The organism is Janthinobacterium sp. GW456P (assembly GCF_002127655.1).
In the GTDB taxonomy this organism is placed as follows: Bacteria; Pseudomonadota; Gammaproteobacteria; order Burkholderiales; family Burkholderiaceae_D; genus Janthinobacterium.
Window position 1 is genome coordinate 1 of record NZ_NEHB01000034.1, and the last position, 23,234, is coordinate 23,234.

Consider the following 23,234-nt stretch of genomic DNA (forward strand, 5'->3'; position numbering starts at 1 on the left):
CGCGCGGCGGGAGCGCACAGCCGGCGCGAGATGCACGCGGCCTTGCGCCGCATCGCCGGCCGGGCCCGCGCGGCGGGAGCGCACAGCCGGCGCGAGATGCACGCGGCCTTGCGCCGCATCGCCGGCCGGGCCGCGGCCGGGCAAGGCCAGTTGCCCCTGGCGCTGAGCGCCGGCGACGGCGCGGCGCCCTGATCAGCCGCGCGCCTTCTTCAGCGCGGCGGCGGCCATGCCGGGCCAGAGGAAAGACAGCGGCAGTACCACGGCCGTGGCGGCCGTGATATCGACCACCCAGTCGCTGACGGCGCCATGGCGGTAAGGCAGGAAACTCTGGATGAATTCGTCCAGCGCGCCCATGGCCGCCACCATCAGCACCGACAGCAGCGCCCGGCGGGCCATGCCGCCGGCCGTGCCGCTGAACAAGATCAAGGCCAGCACGCCATAGCCGAAGGAGTGCAGCACGCCGCCCGACGCATATTGGCCCACGTCGGCGCGCACGCCGGGGATGTCGCCGATCAAAATCACCAGCACATACAACAGCAGGGCCGTGCGGTAGCGCAGGCGTTCGTAGCGGTCGGCAAAACCGAGTTGCAGCAGGGGTGCGGGCATGATGCGTGAATATGGATGAAAAGGCAGCAACCATATCATGGCGGCGACGTGGTGCCGTGTTTTTGCGCAAGAGTTTGCCGTGCGGGCAAAAAAAGGCCCGCGGGGGCGCGGGCCAAAAACCCAAATGAAAGGGTCAAGAGTTGAGAGTTGCTCGCTACTTACCCTGTCGCGCGCCTTGCCGGCGCCCGCCACGGTCATGAAAGGGGAGTGGTGTGCCATCGCGGCACACCTGTCTGTAGTCAGGCATATCGGTTGCCTGTACAGCAGATGAAGCAAGTATAGGAGCCGAAAATGACGGGCTGATGACACGCCGCAACATTTTTTTTACGGCGGACAGAATGAAGGGGTAGATTGTGAGAAATGGCAAGAATGGCCATGTTGCAGCAGCAATAGCAAAAAAAAAGCCCGCTGGTGAAAGCGGGCTTAAAACTATTTTCTTGGAGGAGAATAGTGGAGACAGGTGCATTATGCTGCGTCGCACGATATGTGTCTAATGATCTTTTTAGATATGCATTATTCTTTTTTGATATAACTCGCTTGCGTCACTCTTTCACAGCCACCGTGTAGTTGAGCGCCATGCGTCCGCCATCGACATAGATGGTCTGGCCCGTCATGTAGGTGGCGTCGTCGCTGGCCAGGAAGGCGGCGATGCCGGCCACTTCTTCCGGTTCGCCGCAGCGGCCCAGCGGCGTGCGCGACAAAATCGTGTGGCGCGCCTGCGGGCTCGACAGCACCGCCTGCTTGGCCAGTTCCGTCAGGATGGTGCCGGGCCCGATGCCGTTCACGCGCACGCCGTGCGGCGCCAGGTTCAAGGCCATGACCTTGGTCAACTGGTTGATGGCGCCTTTCGACACCACATACGGCACCTGGTTCGGGATCGCCAGCTCCGCATTCACGCTGGACATGTTGATGATGCAGCCGCTGTTGCGCTTGACCATCTCGCGCGCCACGGCCTGGCCGCACAGGAACATCGATTTCAGGTTGATGCGCATGACGCGGTCGAAATCGTCTTCGCAGACGTCGAGGAAATCGGCCGCGTGCGTGACGCCCGCGTTGTTGACGAGGATATCGATGTGCCCGAATTGGGCCAAGGTTTCCTTCAGCATGGCATCGACGTCCGCCTTCTGGCTGACGTCGGCGCAAAAGAAGCGCGCCTGCGGGCCCAGGGCGGCGGCCGCCTGCGCGCCTTCTTCCTTGATGTCGACCAGCATCACCTGCGCTCCTTCGGCGATCAGGCGGGTGGCGCAGGCCAGGCCGATGCCTTGCGTGGCGCCCGTGACGATGGCGGTTTTATCGATCAGTTTCATGTGTGCTCCTTGGCGGGTGGGGGCGCGCCGCCAAGCTGCGGGGCCATGGCGGATTTTAATCCCTGAACGCCGTCAGAGGAGAATGGGTTCGTTCGGCAACTGGTTGCCGCGCGTGCCATTGGCGGGGAAATGGCTTTGCAGCAGGGTATTGAGCTGCGCCAGTGCTGCCAGGGTGCTGTCGTGGAAATTGCCATCCTTGAACCCTTTGGTCATGGTGCGGCACACGGCTTGCCATTGCTCCGGCGTCACGCGCCGGCCCACGTTGCGGTCGGCCACGATATCGACCTGGTGTTCGGCCAGGTTGATATAGATCAGCACGCCAACGTTGTCTTCCGTATCCCACACGCCATACTGGGCGAACAGTTCGCGCGCCCGCTCGCGGTTGCTCACGCCCTGGTAAGCCATGCCCGGTGTCAAGGCCGCCTCGACGATCAGGCGCACTTCCGCCTGGTGCATGGCTTCGCCGTCGGCAATCGCCGTTTCGATGGCTTTCAAGGTGCGTTCGGGAAAGGCCTGGCGCGCCGTCGCCGGCGTGCCCCGCAAATGTTTCAGGGCCCGTCCGCAGCGTTGTCCGAATGTCAGTTGTTTTGTCATTACCAATCTCCCGAGGCGCCGCCGCCGTCAAAACCGCCGCCGCCGCCACCGAAACCACCGCCGCCACCGCCACCTCCAAACCCGCCGCCGCCGCCGAAGCCGCCGCCACCGCGGTTGTTCAGCGCCTGGTTCAAAATGCTGCCCAGCACGACGCCCGTGGCGCCGCTGGACCAGTTGCTGCCGCGCTGCAGCCGGCTCGGCCCGCCGCGCGAGCGGAACACGGTCACAAGCACAAGAAAGCCGAAGAACAGCAGCGGCAGCCAGAAGGTCAGGCCGCCCGCTTCCACGGTGGCCGGCGCCTGTTTTTGCGCCGGGGCGGGAAATTGCTCCTGGTTCAGCAAGGTAGCGATGGCGCCTATGCCTGCCACCAGGCCGCCGTAATAGTCGTTTTGCTTGAAATGGGGCGCGATCACGTCTTGCAGGATGCGTTTCGATTGCGCATCCGTCAGCACGCCCTGCACGCCACGGCCCGCCTCGATGCGCAGGCGGCGCAAGGACGAGGGGTTGTCCTTTGCCACCATCAGCAGCACGCCGTCATCGACGCCCTTGCGGCCCAGCTTCCAGGCATCCGTCACGCGGATGCTGTATTGCTCGATGGCTTCCGGTTCCGTGCTCTTGACCAGCAGCACGGCGATCTGGCTGCCCGTCTTGGCTTCGTAGTCGGCCAGCACGCCTTCCAGCGCCGCTTTTTGCTTGTCATCGAGCATGCCGGCATTGTCCGTCACGCGCGCCGCCAGCGGCGGCACGGGCTGCAAGCCCTGCGCGCTGGCGGGCAAGGCTGTCCACAGCAGCAGCGCCGTCGCCAGCGCCGCCAGATATGACCAGGCTTTCATCTTATTTGCCGAAGTTGACGGTCGGCGCGGTCGAAATGGCTTTTTCGTTTTCCACCGTGAACGACGGTTTGACCTTGTAGCCGAAGATCATCGCCGTCAGGTTGTTCGGGAAGCTGCGCGCATGCACGTTGTAATCTTGTACGGCGGCAATGTAACGCTGGCGCGCCACGGTGATGCGGTTTTCCGTGCCTTCCAGCTGCGACTGCAGATCGCGGAAGCTGGTGTCGGCTTTCAAGTCAGGATATTTCTCGGACACCACCATCAGGCGCGACAGGGCCGACGACAGCTGGCCCTGCACTTGCTGGAATTTTTCGAACGCGGCCGGGTCGTTCAGCACTTCGGGCGTGATCTGGAAACTGGTGGCGGCGGCGCGCGCCTTGGTCACCGCTTCCAGGGTTTCGCGCTCGTGCGTGGCATAGCCCTTGACGGTATTGACCAGGTTGGGGATCAGATCGGCGCGGCGCTGGTACTGGTTGACCACTTCGCCCCAGGCGGCCTTGGTGGCTTCGTCCTTGCTCTGGAAGTCGTTGTAGCCGCAGCCCGTCAGGATGCCGGCCAGGACGGTCACGCTCAGTGCCAGGCGCAGCCATTTGGTGATTTGATTGGTGATTTGCATGATGGGTTCCGTGCAGAGTAAAGGAGGTGGGGCAAATATACCTGAAACGGCCCGCGATGTCGGTTTAATAAGCGCCGGCCGCCGCCTCAGGCTGCCTTGACAGGTCCGCGCCGCGTTACAATACGGGGTTTGCAACTGAATAGAGAAGGTGTGCCGTGAATTTCATCGATAAATTATCCGCCGCGTGGACGGCCAATAATTCCCTGCTGTGCGTGGGCCTGGACCCCGACCTGGCGAAACTGCCGGCCGAACTGCGCGACTTGCCTGATGGAATCACCACCTTTTGCACGCGCATCATCGACGCCACGGCCGACCTGGCCTGTGCCTTCAAGCCGCAGATCGCCTATTTTGCCGCGTTGGGCGCGGAAAAGCAGCTGGAAGACATCTGCCGCTACATGCGCGAAAATTACCCGCACATCCCGCTGATTCTCGATGCAAAACGGGGCGACATCGGCGCGACAGCCACGCAATACGCGCGCGAAGCGTTCGAACGCTACGGCGCCGACGCCGTTACCGTGAACCCCTACATGGGCGAGGATTCGCTCGACCCCTACCTGGCGTGGAAAGACCGCGGCGTGATCATCCTGTGCCGCACCTCCAACCCGGGCGGCTCGGACCTGCAATTCCTGAATACGGACGGCGAACCGCTGTACCAGCGCGTGGCGCGCCTGGTGGCCGAGAAATGGAACAAGAATGGCCAGTGCGCGCTCGTCGTCGGCGCTACTTTCCCTGAAGAACTGGCGCAAGTGCGCGCCATCGTCGGCGACATGCCGCTGCTGGTGCCCGGCATCGGCGCCCAGGGCGGCGATATCGCCGCCACCGTCGGCGCGGGCCAGACGGCGCACGGCATGGGCATGATGATCAGCTCCTCGCGCGCCATCATCTACGCCGCGCCGCAGGACGGCGAAGACTGGGCCGACGCGGCGCGCCGCGTGGCCATTGAAACGCGCGATGCGATCAATGCGCATCGTTCGGTTTAAGACCGGTATTCAGTCAGCCATACAGCGCCTGACAAAACCGTAGCGAGCGGAAGGGAGAGGTGGCCGAGAAGCGCAACCGTACTGAAGTACGGTGAGCATCGCAGGCCACCTATACCGACGCGCAGTAGGTTTGGTTAGGTGCAACTAATCGCGCATGGGCGCGACCATCTCCGCGTAATCGTACAGCTCGCCCAGAATCTCTTCCCCACGCTCATCGACGGATTCCGACAGCACGTCGATTTCCGTAAACAGCATCTCGATGGTGCGGGCGCCGCCGTCGCCGTCGAATAGTCGGGCGGCACGGTGCTGTTCCCAGCGCAGGCTTTCCGCTTCGCTCAGGGTTTGCGGGAAATTGCGGGCACGGTAGCGGAACAGCAATTCCTGCAGGCGTTCGTCGGCAAACGAGGGGCGGGCCGTGGCCAGCTTGGCCGGCGTGTCGCGGCGCAGCGATTCGAGCAGGCGGCGGTCGTCGTTGCTGACGAAACCGTTGTACAAATCCTCGTCCACGTCCAGGGCGACATTCGCGCCCGGGCGCTGGAAGACTTCGGCCCACAGCGCATCCATGTTCGGCGCCGTCGCGGCCAGCTGTGCGTTGACCTTCGCCGCGTCCACGTCGATGCCCCATTGCGCCGCCATGGCCGGCGACAAGGTCTTTAAATTGCCGACCAGCATGGGCGACTTGTTCAAATGTACGCTTTTCACGGGCAGGCGCGTCATGCCTTCGGGCATGGCTTCCTTGCGCGTGAACAGCCGCGTGCGGATGGTGTCGGCGTCCAGTTCGAACAGTTCGCGCGGATCGTAGGCGCAATCCCAGACGAGGATTTCATTTTTATTGCTCGGGTGCGTGGCCAGCGGCCAGACGACGCCCAGGCAGCCCCGTTCGGCCGGGAACATGCCCGACACGTGCAGGAAGGGCTGGCGCTCACTGGCGGCCAGGTGCATGCCCATTTCGCTGGCGACCTTGTCTTTCTTGTGCAGGGCCAGGCAGAATTCGAACAGTTTCGGCTGTTTCTGCTTGATCAGGCGCGCCAGGGCGATGGTGGCGCGCACGTCGGACAGCGCATCGTGCGCCGCTTCGTGGATCAGGCCATTGGCCTTGCTCAGGTGTTCCAGTCTGAAACTGGTCTGGCCATCGTCGCGCTTCGGCCATTGAATGCCTTCCGGGCGCAGCGCGTGCGTCATGCGCACCACGTCGAGGATGTCCCAGCGGCCGCAATGGTTTTTCCATTCGCGCGCGTACGGGTCGATCAGATTGCGCCAGAACAGGAAACGCGTGACTTCATCGTCGAAACGGATGGTGTTGTAGCCGACGCCGATGGTGCCCGGTTCCGAAAAGGCCGCTTCGATGGTGGCGGCGAACTGGTGTTCTGGCACGCCCAGCTGCAGACATTGCTGCGGCGTGATGCCCGTGATCAGGCACGCTTGCGGATCGGGCAGGAAATCATTTGCAGGCTGGCAATACAGCATGATCGGTTCGCCGATCTCGTTGAGTTCGGCGTCCGTGCGGATGGCGGCGAATTGGGCCGGGCGGTCGCGGCGCGGCTGGGCGCCAAAGGTTTCGTAGTCGTGCCAAAGAAAGGTCTGGTTAGTCATTGATGGTCGTTGCTTGCTTAATTGTTATCTTAATTGTCCGGGCCGCTTCAGTTTTCTGAAAACCTGCCGATACTACACGAGAGGATGGTCATCATCGCGTTTCCCGCATGGTGGCATACATTGTCCGTTCAAGGAGGTCTATCGTGTCAATTCCCATCGCCGCAAGCGGCAATTCCACCCCTTCCGTGACTTCCGTCAGTACGGGCGTTGCCGGCAAGGACGATAAAGTCCAGCAAAAGGATGGCGTCAACACTGAAATGAGCGTGAATGACCGCAGCAAGCTACAATTGAATGCTTCCATCATGCAGGCGTCGCTGAACGTGTCCATCGGTTCCGAGAACGAACCGCTGGCGCTGCTGTACAAGACGGCCATTACCAACATCAATGAAGCGCTGAAGGGCCAGTACGGCGACGATGCGATCCAGAACGCGGCGTCGCAGGACAATAGCGCCGAAGCGACGGCGAGCCGCATCGTCTCGCTGTCGACGGGTTTTTTCGACGCGTTCAAGAAACAGAATCCTGACATGGATGACGATACGGCCCTGACCAAGTTCATGGACACCATCAGCGGCGGCATGGAAAAAGGCTTCAAGGAAGCGCGCGACATCCTGGGCGGCTTGAAAGTGCTGAACGGCGATATCGCCGGCAATATCGACAAGACGTATGAGCTGGTGCAGAAGGGCTATGCGGATTTCATCGCCGCGCACAGCAGCAAGAAGGATGATGCGGCCAAGCCGGCCGACGGCAAGGCTGCCTGATCATTATTGTGCCGGCAGCGCCTGAGAAGATCAGGTGCTTACGCGGTTGCGCCCGCCGGCCTTGGCGCGATAGAGCGCCGCGTCCGCAGTGGCGATCAGCGCTTCGTCGTCCTGTTCCGCCGCCAGGCTGGCCACGCCGAAGGACCCCGTGATGTGCGGCAGCGCGCTGCGCATGTCGGCGAAGATGACGGCTTGCTGCATGCGTTCGCACAAGCGTTCGGCGACCCGCAAGGCCACGTGTTCGCTGGTATCGGGCAAGATCACCATCAGTTCCTCGCCACCATAGCGCACGGCAAAATCCGTGGGCCGCAGGGCCGCGCCCAGCACTTGCGCGGCGATGCGCAGCGCCTGGTCGCCCGCCTGGTGGCCGTGCGTGTCGTTGAAACGCTTGAAATGGTCGAGGTCTATCATCACCAGCGACATCGGCGAGCCGCTGGCGTGGGCCGTGACTATCATGGTCGGCAATAAATCGGTGAGCCAGGCGCGGTTGTACAAGCCCGTCAGGCTGTCGACCATCGACATCTGGCGGTAGAACTCGCCCAGTTTCTGCCGCCGGCGCAGCAGGGCGTTGGCGGCGCGGATGCGGAAGGACAGCAGCCGCAGCAGGTTGCGCGCCAGGCCGTTCGATTGTTCGATCAATTCCCAGACGATGGCCGCGTCGATCACCAGCAAGTCGGTTTCTTCCAGGGCGGAAATGGCGGCCAGGTTGCTCGCTTCGTCGAGCACCGATTGTTCGCCCACGCTTTCGCCGGGCAAGACCTTGCTGACGGTGCCGTCATCCATGCCCGTGTGGATGTCGGCGGCCACGGCCAGCGAACCGCGCAGGACGATGTACAGGCTGGTGCCCTGCGTGTCGGCAATGGCTTCGCCCGCTTCGAGGCGCATGACGGGGCAGGGCGCCAGCATGGCGGCCGTCTGGCTACCCGCCCCATCGCGAAATAGCTGTAAATCGCCGATGTTGCAGCCTGAAGTGCCGAAGTTGCCGATCTGTTCCACAATCACACTTTCAAAAAGCCGGCGCGCGCGAGCAGGGGGCCGGTAGCTTCATGATAGCGTAAAGCGGCCTTGGCTGTAACGGCAAAGCCTTGCTTGGTGTCACTTTCTGTGGGAAATACGACAATTATTTCATTGCTGTGTTAATAAGTTGAAATGCTTGCTGTCTACTATGGATGTTGTCGCGCAGAAAGGTGGCTCCAGATGTGCAAAGGCAGCCTTGAACGGCTGCCTCAGTCTCTGGAAATCCTGCAGGTGGGGAGTTACTCGGCGGTTTCTTCCGCTTCGGCCGTATCGATCACGGCATTCTTGCCGGTGGCATGGCGCTTGCTGTCTTGCAGGCGGCCCAGCGCGCTATCGATGGCGCGTTTCAGTTTGTCGGTGGCGCCGGCAACGGATTGATGTACGGTGGCGTTCTGTTCGGTCACGGCAATCGGTTGATAGCCAGCAACGCGTGCTTCCATGACGCAGCGGATATCGTCGGCGCCGCCTTTCGGGCCATTCGTATCGCTGAGGTGGACTTCGATGCGGGTCAGGTTGTCGCGGAAGCGGCTCAGTGCGCTTTCAAGTACGGATTGCACATGTTCGTTCAGTCCAGCGGTGTTGGCGATGGTGCTGTCGGTATGAATATTGATTTGCATATGCTTACTCCTGTCAATTCAAAAAAAACCCATCTCAGGCGTGCTGCGGCCTGGTTGCTGCCTCATGCACATGACCTCTGTGCATGGAACTTATCTTACTCCTCTTTCCAGTATTTCAAGAGGGTGCGCACGATTAAGATGAGCTTAACCCTATACCCAGGTCAAGTTTCCTCGCAGAATTTTTTTAAGCCGACGTCGGCTTTATCCATTGATGAGGCCGGCTGCGATATTGATCGACAGCCCCAGCACAACCAGGTTGAAGAAAAAGCTCAGCACGGATTGTCCCAGCACGATCTGCCGCATCAGCCGCGTCTGTACGGAAACGTCCGAGGTTTGTACGGCCACGGCGATGGTGAAGGCGAAATACAGGAAATCCCAGTAATCGGGATTCTGCTCGTCGTCGGGAAATTTCAGCGGGCGCAGCGCGGGGTCGGCCTGGTAATACAGGTGGGCATAGTGGAAGCAGAACAGGGTGCCGACGAGGAACCAGGAACCGACCAGTGTCAGGATCGTCAGGCCGTAATGCAGCGCGCGCTCGTCGGGCGCCATGTCTTTCATCGAGGACAGCTGCGAGACGATGGCCACCAGGCTCATCACGGAGGCGACGGACAGGGCCGACAGGACCGTGGTAGCCCGCTCATCCTGGCGCGCCGCCATCACCTTGACCTTGTGATGGTTGGCGCGCATCATCATCCAGGCCATCGTCGCCAGGTAGAACCAGACGGCGACATTCCACGCCGTCAGCAGCCGCGTCATCTGTTGCCAGGAAGAGGGCAACAGCAGGCCGACCGCCACGCCGATGGCCGTGGCCATGCTCAGGTGGGGACGGCTGCGGATGAAGCCGTGCAAGGGAAGCGTGATTTTCATGGTGCAAGTTCGTCAGTGGCAATAGCGCATCTTAGCCTTTAGTTTGCGGTCGCGGTGGGCGTCCTGGCAGCCGTTTCCTTTTCGTGGTGGGGGAAGCGGTCCATGCGCGACAGCACGGGGAACAGCACGGCCCACACGCCTGTCACGGCCAGGGTGGCGGCGCCACCGAAGAGCACGGCGCGTACCAGGCCGAACCAGCCGGCCGTCAAGCCCGATTCGAATTCGCCCAGCTCGTTCGAGGCGCCGATGAAGACGGCGTTGACGGCGCTGACCCGGCCGCGGATCTCGTCGGGCGTCTCGAACTGCACCAGCAGGTGGCGGATGTAGACGCTGACCATGTCGCCGGCGCCCATCAGGAACAGCGCCGCCAGGGCCAGCGGGAAATGGCTGGTGCTGCCCAGCACCAGGGTGCCCAGGCCGAAGACGGCCACGCCGCCGAACATCCAGGCGCCCACCCGGCGCGTGATGGGAAAGAGGGCCAGCGCGATCGAGCATAGGGCGGCGCCGGCGCCCGGCGCCGTGCGCAGCAGGCCCAGTCCGCTGGGGCCGATATGCAGCACGTCGTGCGCGAGCGCCGGCAGCAGGGCCGTGGCGCCGCCGAACAGCACGGCGAACAGGTCGAGCGAAATGGCGCCCAGCACGATGGGTTTCGACCAGACGAAGCGCAAGCCTTCGAGCAGGGTATGCCAGCTGACGGGTTCGCGCTTGACCACTTGCGGCGCCGGCGTGGTGGCGCGCATCAGCAGCACGGACAGCACCAGCAAGGCCGACGAGATCAAATACACGACCTTGGGGCCGAAGTAATACAGCAGGCCGCCCAAGGTCGGTCCCAGGATGATGGCCACGTGGGAACTGGACGAGCTGAGCGCGAGGGCGCGGCTGAAGTGTTGCGTGGGCACCATGTTGACGAGCACGGCTTGCGTGGCCGGCATCATGAAGGCGCGCGCGCTGCCGAACAGCACCAGCACGGCGAACACGGGCCAGACGACGGAAATATTGCTTAACGTAAACGCCAGCAGGGCCAGCGCGCAGGCGAGCTGCGCCGTCAGGCACCAGGCGATGATGTTGCGGCGGTTGTAGCGGTCGGCCACGTGGCCGGCCGGCAAAATCAAGACGAGGAAGGGGGCGAACTGCGCCAGGCCGATCAGGCCCAGGTCGAACAGGCTGCCCGTGATCTGGTACACCTGCCAGCCGATGGCCACGCTTTGCATCTGCACGGCGACCGTGCCCAGCACACGGGCGGACAAGTAACAGGCGAAGTTGCGGTGACGCAGAATACTGAAGCCGTTGCCGGCGGAAGCGAGAGACATGACATTTCCAGGAAACAGCGGGGTGGGGCGGGTGATGGCAGCGGATGCCGCGCCAGCAGCACCCCGCTGTCTGGATGCTTACTTGGCCAGGTCGGCTTCCGTGGTGAAAGCGTCGGCGTAGAACTCGTCGGCTGGCAACTGGCACAATTGCACGAAATCGCGGTTGGCCGATTCGACGACGATGGGCGCGCCGCAGGCATACACCTGATACGCGGACAGGTCGGGCAAGTCGGCCATGACGGCCTGGTGCACGAAGCCCGTGCGGCCGCGCCATTCGTCTTCCGGCAAAGCGTCCGAGACGACGGGCACATAGGTGAACTGCGGCAAGTCGGCGGCCCACTGGCGGCACAGTGCATCCATGTACAGATCGTGCGGACGGCGGCCGCCCCAGTACAGCGTGATCGGGCGCGGGGATTGCTCGTTGATCATGTGCTCGACGATGGCTTTCAGCGGGGCAAAGCCCGTGCCCGAGGCCAGCAGCACGACGGGCTTGTCGGAATCGTCGCGCAGGAAGAAGGTGCCCATCGGGCCTTCGAAGCGCAGGATGTCGCGCTCCTTCATCGTACCGAACACCTGGTCGGTGAAGAGGCCGCCCGGCAGGTGGCGGATGTGCAGGCTCACGGGGCCGCCGTCGGCGGGGGCGCTGGCCATGCTGTAGCTGCGGCGCTTGTTGTCACGCAGCATGATTTCGATATACTGTCCGGCGCGGTAGTTGAGGCGCTCGCTGGCCGGCAACTGCAGGGTCAGCACGACGACGTCTGGCGCGACTTTTTCAATCGTGGTCACGCGCGACGGCATTTTCTTGATCGGGTAGTCGCTGCTCCCCGCCACTTCGCGCGCTTCGATGACGAGGTCGGCGCTTGTCGTGGCGCAGCAGAACAGGGAAAAGCCGGCCGCTTCCTCTTCCGGCGTCAGGGCGCGCTGCTGGTGCGCCTTGTGCTGGACGGTGCCGGAAACCACTTTGCCCTTGCAGGAGCCGCAGGCGCCATTTTTACAGCCATACGGCAAGCCCACGCCGGCGCGGATCGCCGCCGCCAGCACGGTTTCGTCCGCTTCGCAGCTGAACTGGTGGCCGCTGGGCTGAACAGTAATTTGAAAAGTCATACAATCCTTGAGATGAAAAATATGTTTAAGCACTCTTTGCGCAAGCCCTCAGGCTTGCCGCGCCTGCTGATCCTCGGTTGCGGCGACGTCGGCATGCGGTTGCTGCCCCTGCTGCGCGCGCGCTTTCGCGTCTTTGCCGTCACCAGCCAGCCGGCGCGCTGCGCGCAGTTGCGGGAAGCCGGCGCCGTGCCCATCGTGGCCAACCTCGACGACCGCGCCAGCCTGAAACGGCTGGCGGGACTGGCGACGATGATCGTGCACCTGGCGCCGCCCCTGTCGTCGGGTTTGCTGGACCGGCGCACGCGCAATCTGGCCGCCATTTTACCCGAGCATGCCCGCATGGTGTATGTGAGTACCAGCGGCGTGTATGGCGATTGCGGCGGCGCCTGGGTCGATGAAACGCGGCCGGTGGCGCCCGCCAATGCGCGGGCGAAGCGGCGGGTGGATGCTGAACAGGTTCTGCGCGGCTGGGGCGCGCGCCGCGGCGCCAGGGTGGCCATCCTGCGCGTGCCCGGCATTTATGCCGACGATCGCCTGCCTTTGAAACGCTTGCGCGAAGGCACGCCGGCCCTGGCCGCGGATGACGACGTGTACACCAACCATATCCATGCCGATGACCTGGCGCGCATCATCGAACGGGCCTTGTGGCATGGCAAGCCGGGACGCGTGTATCACGCCAGCGATGACAGCGAACTCAAAATGGCCGACTATTTCGATGCCGTGGCCGATACGTTTGGGCTGCCGCGCCCGCCGCGCCTGCCCCGTGCCGAGCTGCGGCAAGCGGTCACGCCGATGCTGCTGTCGTTCATGTCCGAATCGCGCCGCCTGCACAATACGCGCATCAAGCGCGAGCTGGGCGTGCGCCTGCGCTACGCGCGCGTGGCCGATGCCTTGCGGCCGCTGTCCGCCGATGGTGCCGGCATCGGGTAAAATGGCCGGTTATCTGCGCACTTTGCTGGGCCGGCGCGCAGCGCGCCGTTCCCGTGTTGCGCCACTCACTTAAGGAAGACAGCATGAGCACTCTCACTTACGAAGCATACCTGGACGAGGTCACCACCGTCCTGACGGAATTGTACGACCTCGACGACGACGCCGCCATCAAGCTGGTCGTGGCGGCGCAGGACGCCGAATTTTTCGTCCCGCACGATGCGCATGAAGAAATGCGTACCGTCGAGCAAGCCAAGAAAGATGCGGTCACTCTGTTCGAGCGCAAGCAAAACCGCCAGCAAACGCAGGAAAAACAGCAGCAGCGCGTGCGCCAGCAAAAGAAATAAGACGTGCCATTGGTCGTCCGGCCGCTGGGTCATGGCAGTACGGGCTCCGGCGCAACACCGGGGCGTGCCATTTGATGCAGCGCAAACGCGTCATGGCGCGCTGGCGATATGGTGAGCGATGTCGTCACGCGTCCGGGCTCTTGTGACGGGCTCTGCATCTACAACTAGCGTGACGCTGTTTCCCGTCAGCAGGAGCGAGGCATGCGAGCTACGAGTCACCCCAGCAAGGAACAGGTGCGCGCCTATATGCGCCGGCGCGAACATGCGCTGCAGCCACCACCACCACCCGATGAAATTCGCCGGCAACTTGCCTGGTGCCGCATCGACGATTGTTCATGCAACTGTCTTTCGGCCACCCCGGCCGGTGTGGCCGCGCAAGGCTGGCATTTATCCGCTGAAATGGCCCGCCTGGGCGCCCTCATGGCCATAGCCTGGCTCATGCGCAGCGGTGTTGCTCATCGTAAAAATTGATGACTTGCAGCAAATTTTTCCGATTTGGGTTATCCTCTAGCACATTCCAAGTGCGTCAATTCTCTTCAATTATCACAATTTTGCTTTAAGTTACGCAAAAATCAACAATAGCGTGTATTATATTGTTTGTGGCGTAAATGCCGCATAAGTGATGGCGCTTTTTAGTGTGTTTACCCTGAATTATAGCGAAAGAGGCATTCGGTTTCTTTTTGCTCTAATACAACAAGTACGGATTTTTGATCATGTCTCTCAAACAAATTACCTCTTTGCCTACCTACAACCCGAATCGCGTCCTTGATGCGATCATCGACAAGCTGCAACTGAAAAACGATGCCGCCTTGTCGCGAGCTCTGGAAGTGGCGCCACCTGTTATCAGCAAGATTCGTCACAACACCTTGCCGATCGGCGCCACCATCCTCATCCGCATGCATGAAATCAGCGATTTCAGCATTCGTGAACTGCGCGAGTTGATGGCTGCCTAAGAGCGCCTGACGGACGGCAAACTGAGAGGTGCCGTCTGGGTAAGTCAGGCTTGCCGCGTGCGGCAGCCACATCTGTTTTCCGCCGTTCTATTGCGGGTCGCGGTTCAGTACCGGACGATCGACATAGAAGCGCCCCATTTCCAGGCCAGCCGAAGACGATTGGACCGCCGCTGCAGCCAGAGAGGCAGGCGCGCTGGAAAATGCGGTGCTGGCAGCGCCCGTCGCGCGGCCCGAATACGCCGTCGCCTGCACGGCCGCACTGGAAAACGCCGTCTGCACGGCCCGGCCCGAGTAAGCGGTGGCCTGTACCGCGGCACTGGAAAATGCTGTTTGTACCGCGCGTCCCGAATACGCTGCCTGTACCGCCCGTCCCGAATATGCCGCCTGTACGGCGCGCCCCGAATACGCCGTTTCTGCGCGGATGTAATCTTCCCCGAACGTTTGCTCATACAACTGCTTCATGCGCTCGCCCACGCGATGGTGCGCCGCTTCGTCGTCTTCGCCGCGCAAGCCGATGTACGGAAAGTGATGCAGGAAGTACCCGAACACCTGCTCGCAGTCGGCCGCATATTTCAGGGTGTCGAGGATGTGGTAGTGCCAGAAGGTATCGACATCCATCAGTGGCGCTGTTTCTTCTTCCGGAAACTGTTTCATCAGGATCAGGAAGCGGCGGTATTCGAATTCCACCGCATTTGCCTTTTCCAGGCTCCATCCTTCGCCTGACTCCCGGTGCATCAGCTTGACCTTGATCGCGTCCAAATTCAAATCGGCAATTGCCTTGAAACTGTCGTTCGTATCCATGAATGTCCTTTTGTAAAGAGCGTTGTGGGAAATACGGTGAAACAAGGGAAGGCGTCGGGTGTGTACTCCTGGCAAGTAGTCGGGAATGCCTGACCCATGGCGGGCGGGCGCTGAGTTGTTCAACATCAATATTGCATCTAATTACGAAATATGCAAGCTGAGCTTGCTTCATGCGGGCGGGCGCCGATCAGCTGCTGGCCCGGCTTTCTTCCTGGTAGGGAAACGCGGTGGCGTCCGCGCCCAGCGGTACGCTGACGTGTACGCTCATGCCGGCGCCGGGACTGCTTTCGATGTAGAAAGTGCCGCCCAGCAACTTGATGCGTTCCTCGATGCCCACCAGGCCAAACGAGCCCAGCTTGTTGCGCCCGTCGATGGCCGCGCCCACGCCGTTGTCGCTGATGCTCATCGACACCGTGTCGCTGCACTTTTCCAGCTTGACTTGCACGCGGCTGGCATTGGCATGCTGGGAAATATTGCTGAGCGACTCTTGCAGGATGCGGAACAGGGCCGTGGCGCACTGGTCGCTCAAATAAATATCGTCATGGCTTTCGCTCACTTCGCAGGCGATGCCCGTGCGCTGGCGAAATTGCGCCACCTGCCATTCGACGGCCGCATTCACGCCCAGGTCCAGCACGGTAGGGCGCAAGTCGTTGATGATCTGCCGCACGCTCTTGATGGTGGCGTCGATCTGCTCCAAGGTCGAGCGGGCACGGGCGTTCAGGCGCGGGTGGCGGCGCTGCGTGCGCGACGCCAGCATGTCGGCGTCGATGCGCAGCACCAGCAGGTTCTGGCCCAGGTCGTCGTGGATTTCGCGCGCGATGCGCTTGCGCTCTTCCTCCTTGATCTGGTCGGCATGGGCCGCCAGGCGGCGCAGTTTCTGATGCGACAGCTGCAGGCGGATCTGGCTGGCGCGCAATTCCTCCGTCATGCCCGTCGCCATCTGGATGGCGCGCCGGCGCGACGAGGCCAGCGTGTGGAACAGCATGTACAGCAGCATGGTGCTGGCAAAGCCGATCAGCAGCGCCAGCCATGGCAAGAAGGCGTCGAAGCGCGTATACAGGTCGCTCTTGCGCACGCTGAACAGCGCTTGCCAGACGCGGCCATTGTGTTCGATCAGCATCGTGCTGCTCAGATAGCGGCCCGAGTTGCCGGGCAGCCACCATGGCGCATGCATGCCCGCCGTCGTGCTGTCGAAGATGGGACGCATGTCGTGCGGCAAGTCCAGTGCTTCGCGCGCCTGCGGGCCGATATCGAACAGGGTCAGGCGCACGTTACGTACCGGCATGTCGGCCAGCGCGCTGCGCATCATCGTCACCAGGTCGTAGCCGATGCCGACGGAACCCTGGTAGGCGGCGCGCCTTTGTTCCACCGTATCGACCGGCATGCCGAAGCGGTACACGGGCAGGCGCATGGCCATACCCGTCAGCTCCGGCCGGTCTTCCATCGGCACGGGCACGCCGGAATTGCTGATCTGGCCGGAATCGCGCGACTGCGCCAGCGCTTCGGCGATCAGGGGGCGCTCGGCGATGTCATAACCATACTTTTCCGGGGCGCTGGCAATCGGCTCGAGGTACACCAGCACGGAATACTGGGCGCGCGGGGCGGGCGGATGGATGGCGAACGCCGGATAGCCGTCGCGCCCGGGCGGATAGTCGCGCTGCATGGCCGCTTCGAAGGCGCTGCGCTGCGACTCGTCAAGTTCCTGGCTGTAATTGAGGTTCATCACGCCCGGATAGTTCTGCTGCAAGGCGATGTTTTCCACGTAGCGGTGGAATTGCTCGCGGCTCACGTGCTCGTTGGCGTGGAACAGGCTGGCCGTGCCGCGCAGCAGGTTGGCATACGACTTGACGCGCGATTCGATGTTTTTCTGGGTATTGCGCGCCAGATTGTCGAACAGGTCGCTGGCATCGTTCTCGACCGACAGTGCGGCGGCCATGTAGAACAGCAGGCCTACCATCATCGACATCACAAAGCCGAGCAGCCAGAGCGGTCTTTTTTCAGCGGATAAGGAGTGTTCGCCAGCAGTAGAAGACATCGCCATCCACATCAGGTAGAGGAATCGGGTGCCGCCTCGGTGGCGGTGGCTAGACTGAGTTGTACAAGCACTATCGAAATTGCAAATTGCTCAATAGCTGCCTAATATACAAAATTATCGTGAATATAGTCAACAGGCAATATTCTCCGGAGATGTATGTTATTGAGACGAAAAAAAACCGCCGCAGCGGTTTTTTCGTGGTGGTGGCGGCGGCCGCCTTACTTGGCAGGCTGCCAGCTGTCTTTCAGGGTGACGATGCGGTTGAAGACAGGCTTGCCAGGCTGGCTGTCGACCCGGTCGGCCGCGAAGTAGCCGTGGCGCTCGAACTGGAAGCGCTGTTCCGGCTGGGCCAACTCGGCGCCCGGTTCCAGCCACGCCTGCACCACTTCCTTGGCCAGCGGATTCAGGGCCAGCTTGAAATCCTTGCCGCCCGCGTCCGGCTGCGGGTCCGTAAACAGGCGGTCGTACAGGCGTACTTCGGCGGCAATCGCCGTCGGCGCGCTGACCCAGTGCATATTGCCCTTGACCTTGTAGTTGGCGCTGCCTTCCGTGCCCGACTTGCTGTCCGGGAAATAGTTGCAATGCACGGCGACGACCTTGCCGTTTTCATCCTTGTCAAAGCCCGTGCATTCGATCACGTAGCCGTAGCGCAGGCGCACCTTGCTACCCGGCTTGTCGTCGATCGGTGGATACAGGCGGAAATAGCCCTTGTTCGGCACTTCCATGAAGTCGTCTTCCTCGATCCACAGCTCGCGCGAGATGGGGAAGGTGCGCAAGCCGCGTTCGGGGAAGTGCGGGTGCACGGGCGCCGTGCATTCCACGCTTTCGTTTTCCGGGAAGTTGTCGATGATCAGTTTTAACGGGCGCAGCACGGCCACGGTGCGCGGCGCCTTCGGATCGAGGTCTTCGCGCAAACAGCCTTCCAGCACGCTGTAGTCGATCCAGCCGTCCGATTTCGTCACGCCCGTGCGTTCGCACATCAATTGAATCGCTTCCGGCGTGTAGCCGCGGCGGCGCATGCCCACCAGGGTCGGCATGCGCGGGTCGTCCCAGCCGTCAACGATGTGCTCTTCCACCAGCTGGCGCAGCTTGCGCTTGCTGGTGACGATGTAGGTCAGGTTCAGGCGCGAGAACTCGAACTGGTGCGGCACGGGCTGCTTGAAGAAGCCGCCGGCGGACAGAGTTTCCAGCAGCCAGTCGTAGAACGGGCGGTGGTCCTGGAATTCCAGGGTGCAGATCGAATGCGTGATGTTTTCCAGCGCGTCCGAGATCGGGTGCGTGTAGTCGTACATCGGATAGATGCACCAGGCGTCGCCCGTGCGGTGGTGATGCGCGTGGCGGATGCGGTAGATGGCCGGGTCGCGCAAGTTCATGTTCGGCGAACTCATGGCATCTTCGCTCATCTTCGCGCGCAGGATGTGCTCGCCATCCTTGAATTGGCCCGCCTTCATGGCGCGGAACAGCGCCAGCGATTCGTCGCGCGGACGGTCGCGGAACGGCGAATTCTTGCCGGCCTGGCCGAAATTGCCACGGTTGGCGGCCATGTCTTCGGCGCTCTGGCTGTCGACGTAAGCGAAGCCGGCCGTGATCAGGTACTCGGCCATCGCATACAGCTGGTCGAAATAGTCGCTCGCGTAGTGCAGGTGGCTTTGGCCATCGCTGGTCTTCGGTTCCCAGTCAAAGCCCAGCCATTTCACGCTGTCCATGATGGTGTCGACGTATTCCTGCTCTTCCTTGGCCGGATTGGTGTCGTCGAAGCGCAGGTTGCACTGGCCGGCGTAATCGCGCGCCAGGCCGAAGTTGACGCAGATCGACTTGGCGTGGCCCACGTGCAGGTAGCCGTTCGGCTCCGGCGGGAAACGCGTGATCACCTGGGGCAGGCCGGGACGCACGTGGGCGCCGGCAGCCAGGTCGGCTTCGATGATGTTACGCAAGAAATTGGGCGCCAGCGCAGGCGCGGCGGTATTCGATTTATCGTTGCTCATTGATCAATGCGGAAGAGTGACAGTAAAAGGCATTTTACCGTACCGCAAGCGCTTTATAGGCACGTATTTGGCCCCATTTCCCAGCATGCAAGCGACGCGGGCGCCGTTCTATAGGATAATTCGCCTTTAATTAGTAGAAATTCGCGCCTCCGGAGCATCATATGGAAAATTTATATAACGTCCTCGGTGTCGCGCCCAATGCCAGCGACGATGAAATCAAGAAGGTTTACCGTTCGCTGGCCATGCGCTACCACCCCGACCGCAACCAGGCCCCCGGCGCCGAGGCGCGCTTCAAGAGCGTCACCAAGGCCTACGAGATCCTGGCCGACCCGGCCAAGCGCGCCGAATACGACCAGAGCGTGAACCACCGCATCATCATCGATCCGGAAGCGGAAGCCTATGCCCTCTGGTGCGGCGTGTTCCGCTTGCATGGTACGGTATTGCCAGCCGATTGAGGGCGTCTCACATAGGCTACTGCGCGTCGTGACTTGCGGCCTGCGATGCTCACCGGCTCGGCGCCCCCGTACTAAACTACGGTTGCGCTTCTTAGCCACAATTCACTGCCGCTCGCTACGGTTCTGTGAGACGCGGTATAGCCCGAATGATTTGAAAAACAACAACAACGGCGCTTTTATGTAAAAACGCCGCGCATTACATTGGAAAGCACAGCATGAGAAGAGTACACCCTGAATTCGCGTACCAGTCGCGCGAGCTGGAAGGCCAGATCGACGGCATCCTCGGCGACCCGCCGAACCGCAAGAACTATAAAAGCATGGTCGACGCGCTGGTGAGCGAGTACGCGAGCGGCGGCGGCATCGAAGACGTGAACATGCTGGCCTTCGCGCTGGTCGACCACATCAGCTTCAGCGACCCGAAAGGCTTGCTGGCCGAAAGCGAAGACTACGAGTTCGGCGACCCGGCCCGCGTGTTTTCCATGGCGAGCTGCGCCGATCCGGAAGCGGCGAAGATGTACGCCGCCATCGAAGAGAGCTTCCCCGACCTGGCGCGCCAGGCCATCATCACGGCCTTTTTGCACAAGAACCCGCGCCTGTGGGACGACGATGACCAGTCGCTCGACCAGCTGGCCGCCAATGACGACGGCGACGACGAGCACGACGAAGACGCAGCCACAGACGATTTCGCCCAGATGTTTGACCAGGATGGAGATGACCATGGCCGATAACAAGGATCACAATGCGGAACAAAAAAGCAATTTGCCCGCGCTGACGAAGCAGGTCACGGAACTGGTGCTGTCCGGTTCGCTGGGCCACGCCGAGCAGGCGTTTGCCGACGCGGCCGACCAGTATGGCGACCTGGCCGTGGTGGAAGTGCTGAGCGCCATCCCGCCGCAGGTGACTGCCCTGCACCTGGCCGGTTTCGACGGCGGCAAGATGTCGCTGGCGACCCTGCTGGTGCCGCCGAAAGCCTGGGCCGACAGCCTGGCCTTCATCGCCGCCACCTGGAGCGACGACCAGATCGAAGATGATCCGGAACGCATCGCCGAAGCGCTGTTCGCGCACATCCACGGCGTCGTGTTTTCCACCGACGACGCCGAACGCCGCCGCGAGCTGCTGCTCGAAGCGTCCGCCACCGATTGGGGCGCCACGGCGTTCGCCATTTTGTTCTCGATGGCGCCGAAGGAAATTCTCGAAGTGGCGGGCGAGATCGTCATCAAGGGACCGTACGTGACGGGCGTGACCTCGTCCGACAACGACGTCGTGCCGCTGGCCATCGAACTGGCGCAGGCGAATGAAGACGGCTGGGACCGCTCACTGTTCGAGCTGTTCCCCGACTTCCGCCACAGCGCCGACCTGGCCGACGCCGAATATTCGGACGATCCGGACGAAGAGCCGACCATGTTGCAGCGGAGCACCAAAGAATTGCTGTACCGCCTGCGCAAGCAAGTGCCAAGCACCCGCAGCGCGCCGCGTTCCAGCACGCGCCGCAGCCTGGGCACGGGCATTTTCTCGTAATGAAAGCAGGGAACGACTAATGCTGCCAGCAATTGTTGTAGAGAATCTTCCGCGCCTGGTGCGCGCCATCAAGCTGTTGCCGGGCGACCCGCGCGAGGACGCGGCGCTGAACCTGGCCGACGAATTGACGGGCATCACGGCCATGGTGGCCGAGAAGTTCACGAATGAACGCACGGCCGACGGCATCCAGAAGGCGCTGTACCTGACGGTGGGCGGCGTGTCCTTGGGCCTGGAGCAGGCCGTCACGCATGAGGGCGACCAGGCCGCGCTCGACTTCCTCGTCGAGCACGGCGCCGAGCACGCGTTCCAGGTGGGTTTTCGCCTGATCAAGGAACTGTCGCAGCTGCCAGAAGACGCCCTCGTCGGCGAATACGACCAGGACCCCGTCTACCTGGCGCGGCGCTTGCGCGAGCTGTTCATCGATATTTGCCAGGCCGACCCGAACCAGAACTGGGCCGGCTATGAAAAGTATGCGCTGCAGTTGCAACAGCGCAAGGAAGTCCAATCCGTCGTGCGCCTGGCCGGGTGGCTGCGCCGCCACCATGACAACGGCCCCGTCAGCGACAGCGACTTGAATGCCGAGGGCGTCATCGCCCTGGCCATCATCTTCGCCATCGAAGGCGGCGGACGCGTCATCGCGCGCACGGGGCAGAAGGAGTTTGAACGCTTCGTGCGTTCCGTGCGCAAGAACAAGCCCGACTTCGAGGAAGGCTGGGCCGCGCTGGTGGCCAAGGTGCCGGTGCAGCACCATCCTGTGCTGCTCGACCGCATCGCATCCTACCGCCGCAGCTGCACCGTGGTGCAGAAAATCCTCACGCGGGCCAGCATGAAGAGCCTGTTCGAGGACCTGGAGAATTACGCCGGTTCCGAGCTGGATGCGGATTATTCGTGACCTATGCCGACATTGCTGGCGTTGCATTGACGCATACGATTGTCGGATTACGCCCTGCGGGCTAATCCGACCTACGCCGGCTGTTGCCGGATTCGCTTGCACCATCGACCTTATAGGTCGGCTTAGCTGCGGCACCGCCGCAGCGTAAGCCGACACTACCGGCGCCGGCCTATTCTTTCCCCTCCAGCGCCGCTGCCTCGGCCAATTTCACGAATGCCGCCACCAGCGGCGATGTTTCTTCTTCCCGTTGTGCAAGCAATAAACTGGTGGTTGCCTGCGGGTCGGCGATGGGGCGGTAGCACACGCCATCCATGCGGATGCGGTCGAACGAGGCGGGCAGTACGGAAATGCCGCAGCCGGCCGCCACCAGGCCGATGATGGTCGACGCTTCGCCCGCTTCCTGCGCGACCTGAGGCACGAAGCCGGCCGCCTTGCACAGGCGAAAGATCTGCGGATAAATCCCCGTGCCCGCATCCTTGGGATACATGACAAAGCCTTCGCCCACCATGTCGGCAATCGCAATGCTGTCCTTGGCCGCCAGCGCGTGGGCGACAGGCAGCACGAGAAACAGCGGGTCCTGGCGCAATTCCGTCAGGCGGATATCGTCCGGGTAAGTCGTTTCAGGCGGGCGCACGAAACCCAGGTCCATTGTCCTGCCCGAGATCGCTTCCAGTTGATGCAATGTCGCCATCTCGTGCAGGGTCAATGTGACGTGCGGGAATTGCTGGCGGTAGCGGTTGATGACGGTCGCGAAATACGGTGTGAACGGGGTGGAAAAGGTAAAACCGATGCGCAATTCGCCCGCTTCGCCCCGCTGGGCCCGGCGCGCCGTGACGGCCGCCTGTTCCGACAGGGCCAGGATGCGCCGTGCATCGTCGAGAAACAGGGCGCCTGCCTGCGTCAGCCGCACGGAGCGCTTGTTGCGCTCGAACAACTGCGCACCGAGTTCCGCCTCCAGCGCCTGGATCTGCTGGCTCAGCGGCGGCTGGCCGATGTGCAGGCGCTCGGCCGCGCGCGTGAAGTGCAGTTCTTCGGCGACGGCGACAAAGTAACGCAAGTGGCGCAGTTCCATATCAGTAATATTTTAAAAGTATGAGTTGGGTCTAGAATATATATTGG

The 23,234-nt window shown here is 62.1% G+C and carries 26 protein-coding genes; 11 read left to right on the forward strand and 15 right to left on the reverse strand.

From position 1 onward, the window contains the following. The coding region (locus tag CBW66_RS29105; protein WP_172402995.1) for a hypothetical protein at nt 1-192 on the forward strand (192 nt) is incomplete at its 5' end. Here the strand turns inward: CBW66_RS29105 and CBW66_RS24005 are convergent. From CBW66_RS24005 to CBW66_RS24025, 5 genes are all read right to left on the reverse strand, one after another. Beyond that, entirely contained in the window at nt 193-606 is a 414-nt protein-coding gene (locus CBW66_RS24005) for a VanZ family protein (RefSeq protein WP_230492021.1), read from the reverse strand. 542 nt (nt 607-1,148) lie between these two features. Further along, nucleotides 1,149-1,913, reverse strand: coding sequence for an SDR family NAD(P)-dependent oxidoreductase (locus CBW66_RS24010; RefSeq protein WP_086139598.1), 765 nt, complete (start codon nt 1,911-1,913; stop codon nt 1,149-1,151). Between the two features lie 72 nt (nt 1,914-1,985). After that, complete coding sequence (locus CBW66_RS24015) at nt 1,986-2,507, reverse strand: TPM domain-containing protein (RefSeq protein WP_086139599.1); 522 nt, start codon at nt 2,505-2,507, stop codon at nt 1,986-1,988. Beyond that, nucleotides 2,507-3,340, reverse strand: a complete 834-nt coding sequence (locus CBW66_RS29110) for a YgcG family protein (RefSeq protein WP_086139600.1) — start codon at nt 3,338-3,340, stop codon at nt 2,507-2,509. Before CBW66_RS29110 ends, CBW66_RS24015 begins: the two co-directional genes overlap by 1 nt. A gap of 1 nt (nt 3,341) precedes the next feature. After that, nucleotides 3,342-3,956 (reverse strand): LemA family protein, encoded by a 615-nt coding sequence (locus tag CBW66_RS24025; RefSeq protein ID WP_086139601.1) that lies wholly within the window; start codon nt 3,954-3,956, stop codon nt 3,342-3,344. Nucleotides 3,957-4,111: 155 nt separating this feature from the next. Here CBW66_RS24025 and pyrF point away from each other — a divergent pair, with 155 nt between their 5' ends. Beyond that, on the forward strand, nt 4,112-4,936 hold the full coding sequence (gene pyrF / locus CBW66_RS24030) for an orotidine-5'-phosphate decarboxylase (protein WP_086139602.1): 825 nt from the start codon (nt 4,112-4,114) through the stop codon (nt 4,934-4,936). Nucleotides 4,937-5,080: 144 nt separating this feature from the next. On the opposite strand, the gene sbcB is transcribed toward pyrF, so the two are convergent. Then, the gene (gene sbcB / locus CBW66_RS24035) at nt 5,081-6,529 is read right to left on the reverse strand and encodes an exodeoxyribonuclease I (protein WP_086139603.1); all 1,449 of its coding nucleotides are present in this window, start codon (nt 6,527-6,529) and stop codon (nt 5,081-5,083) included. Between the two features lie 143 nt (nt 6,530-6,672). Between sbcB and CBW66_RS24040 the strand changes: the two genes are divergently transcribed. Next, nucleotides 6,673-7,287, forward strand: a complete 615-nt coding sequence (locus CBW66_RS24040) for a DUF5610 domain-containing protein (RefSeq protein WP_230492020.1) — start codon at nt 6,673-6,675, stop codon at nt 7,285-7,287. A gap of 30 nt (nt 7,288-7,317) precedes the next feature. Here the strand turns inward: CBW66_RS24040 and CBW66_RS24045 are convergent, their stop codons facing one another. The 5 genes from CBW66_RS24045 to CBW66_RS24065 all read right to left on the reverse strand — a co-directional run bounded on the left by CBW66_RS24045 (nt 7,318) and on the right by CBW66_RS24065 (nt 12,202). Continuing rightward, nucleotides 7,318-8,283, reverse strand: a complete 966-nt coding sequence (locus CBW66_RS24045) for a GGDEF domain-containing protein (protein WP_086139605.1) — start codon at nt 8,281-8,283, stop codon at nt 7,318-7,320. Between the two features lie 260 nt (nt 8,284-8,543). Next, entirely contained in the window at nt 8,544-8,921 is a 378-nt protein-coding gene (locus CBW66_RS24050; protein ID WP_086139606.1) for an HPF/RaiA family ribosome-associated protein, read from the reverse strand. 201 nt (nt 8,922-9,122) lie between these two features. After that, entirely contained in the window at nt 9,123-9,788 is a 666-nt protein-coding gene (locus CBW66_RS24055) for a DUF1345 domain-containing protein (RefSeq protein WP_086139607.1), read from the reverse strand. Between the two features lie 38 nt (nt 9,789-9,826). After that, nucleotides 9,827-11,098 (reverse strand): MFS transporter, encoded by a 1,272-nt coding sequence (locus CBW66_RS24060; protein WP_086139608.1) that lies wholly within the window; start codon nt 11,096-11,098, stop codon nt 9,827-9,829. Nucleotides 11,099-11,176: 78 nt separating this feature from the next. Further along, nucleotides 11,177-12,202 (reverse strand): CDP-6-deoxy-delta-3,4-glucoseen reductase, encoded by a 1,026-nt coding sequence (locus CBW66_RS24065; protein WP_086139609.1) that lies wholly within the window; start codon nt 12,200-12,202, stop codon nt 11,177-11,179. Nucleotides 12,203-12,214: 12 nt separating this feature from the next. On the opposite strand from CBW66_RS24065, the gene CBW66_RS24070 reads away from it, so the two are divergent. The 4 genes from CBW66_RS24070 to CBW66_RS24085 all read left to right on the forward strand — a co-directional run bounded on the left by CBW66_RS24070 (nt 12,215) and on the right by CBW66_RS24085 (nt 14,429). Further along, the gene (locus tag CBW66_RS24070; protein WP_086139610.1) at nt 12,215-13,132 is read left to right on the forward strand and encodes an SDR family oxidoreductase; all 918 of its coding nucleotides are present in this window, start codon (nt 12,215-12,217) and stop codon (nt 13,130-13,132) included. A gap of 83 nt (nt 13,133-13,215) precedes the next feature. Then, complete coding sequence (locus CBW66_RS24075) at nt 13,216-13,476, forward strand: hypothetical protein (protein ID WP_086139611.1); 261 nt, start codon at nt 13,216-13,218, stop codon at nt 13,474-13,476. Between the two features lie 201 nt (nt 13,477-13,677). Continuing rightward, the gene (locus CBW66_RS24080; protein ID WP_086139612.1) at nt 13,678-13,947 is read left to right on the forward strand and encodes a hypothetical protein; all 270 of its coding nucleotides are present in this window, start codon (nt 13,678-13,680) and stop codon (nt 13,945-13,947) included. Nucleotides 13,948-14,189: 242 nt separating this feature from the next. Then, entirely contained in the window at nt 14,190-14,429 is a 240-nt protein-coding gene (locus tag CBW66_RS24085; protein ID WP_029496207.1) for a hypothetical protein, read from the forward strand. A gap of 87 nt (nt 14,430-14,516) precedes the next feature. Here CBW66_RS24085 and CBW66_RS24090 read toward each other — a convergent pair whose 3' ends face one another. The 3 genes from CBW66_RS24090 to CBW66_RS24100 form a co-directional block, all read right to left on the reverse strand. Next, entirely contained in the window at nt 14,517-15,356 is an 840-nt protein-coding gene (locus CBW66_RS24090) for a hypothetical protein (protein WP_329957605.1), read from the reverse strand. A gap of 61 nt (nt 15,357-15,417) precedes the next feature. Continuing rightward, a complete protein-coding gene (locus CBW66_RS24095) occupies nt 15,418-17,196 on the reverse strand; it encodes a CHASE domain-containing protein (protein ID WP_230492019.1) in 1,779 nt (592 codons plus the stop codon). A 287-nt stretch (nt 17,197-17,483) separates the two neighbouring features. After that, nucleotides 17,484-19,250: a glutamine--tRNA ligase/YqeY domain fusion protein gene (locus CBW66_RS24100; RefSeq protein ID WP_086139614.1), complete on the reverse strand. Its 1,767-nt coding sequence runs from the start codon at nt 19,248-19,250 to the stop codon at nt 17,484-17,486. 161 nt (nt 19,251-19,411) lie between these two features. On the opposite strand from CBW66_RS24100, the gene CBW66_RS24105 reads away from it, so the two are divergent. The 4 genes from CBW66_RS24105 to CBW66_RS24120 all read left to right on the forward strand — a co-directional run bounded on the left by CBW66_RS24105 (nt 19,412) and on the right by CBW66_RS24120 (nt 22,115). Further along, the gene (locus CBW66_RS24105; protein WP_086139615.1) at nt 19,412-19,705 is read left to right on the forward strand and encodes a DnaJ domain-containing protein; all 294 of its coding nucleotides are present in this window, start codon (nt 19,412-19,414) and stop codon (nt 19,703-19,705) included. A gap of 215 nt (nt 19,706-19,920) precedes the next feature. Then, nucleotides 19,921-20,433, forward strand: coding sequence for a hypothetical protein (locus CBW66_RS24110; RefSeq protein ID WP_086139616.1), 513 nt, complete (start codon nt 19,921-19,923; stop codon nt 20,431-20,433). Further along, entirely contained in the window at nt 20,423-21,223 is an 801-nt protein-coding gene (locus CBW66_RS24115; RefSeq protein ID WP_086139617.1) for a hypothetical protein, read from the forward strand. The genes CBW66_RS24110 and CBW66_RS24115 overlap by 11 nt, the downstream gene beginning before the upstream one ends. A gap of 19 nt (nt 21,224-21,242) precedes the next feature. Next, a complete protein-coding gene (locus CBW66_RS24120; protein WP_086139618.1) occupies nt 21,243-22,115 on the forward strand; it encodes a hypothetical protein in 873 nt (290 codons plus the stop codon). 169 nt (nt 22,116-22,284) lie between these two features. On the opposite strand, the gene CBW66_RS24125 is transcribed toward CBW66_RS24120, so the two are convergent. Continuing rightward, nucleotides 22,285-23,187, reverse strand: coding sequence for a LysR family transcriptional regulator (locus CBW66_RS24125; RefSeq protein WP_086139619.1), 903 nt, complete (start codon nt 23,185-23,187; stop codon nt 22,285-22,287). Nucleotides 23,188-23,234: the final 47 nt, after the last annotated feature.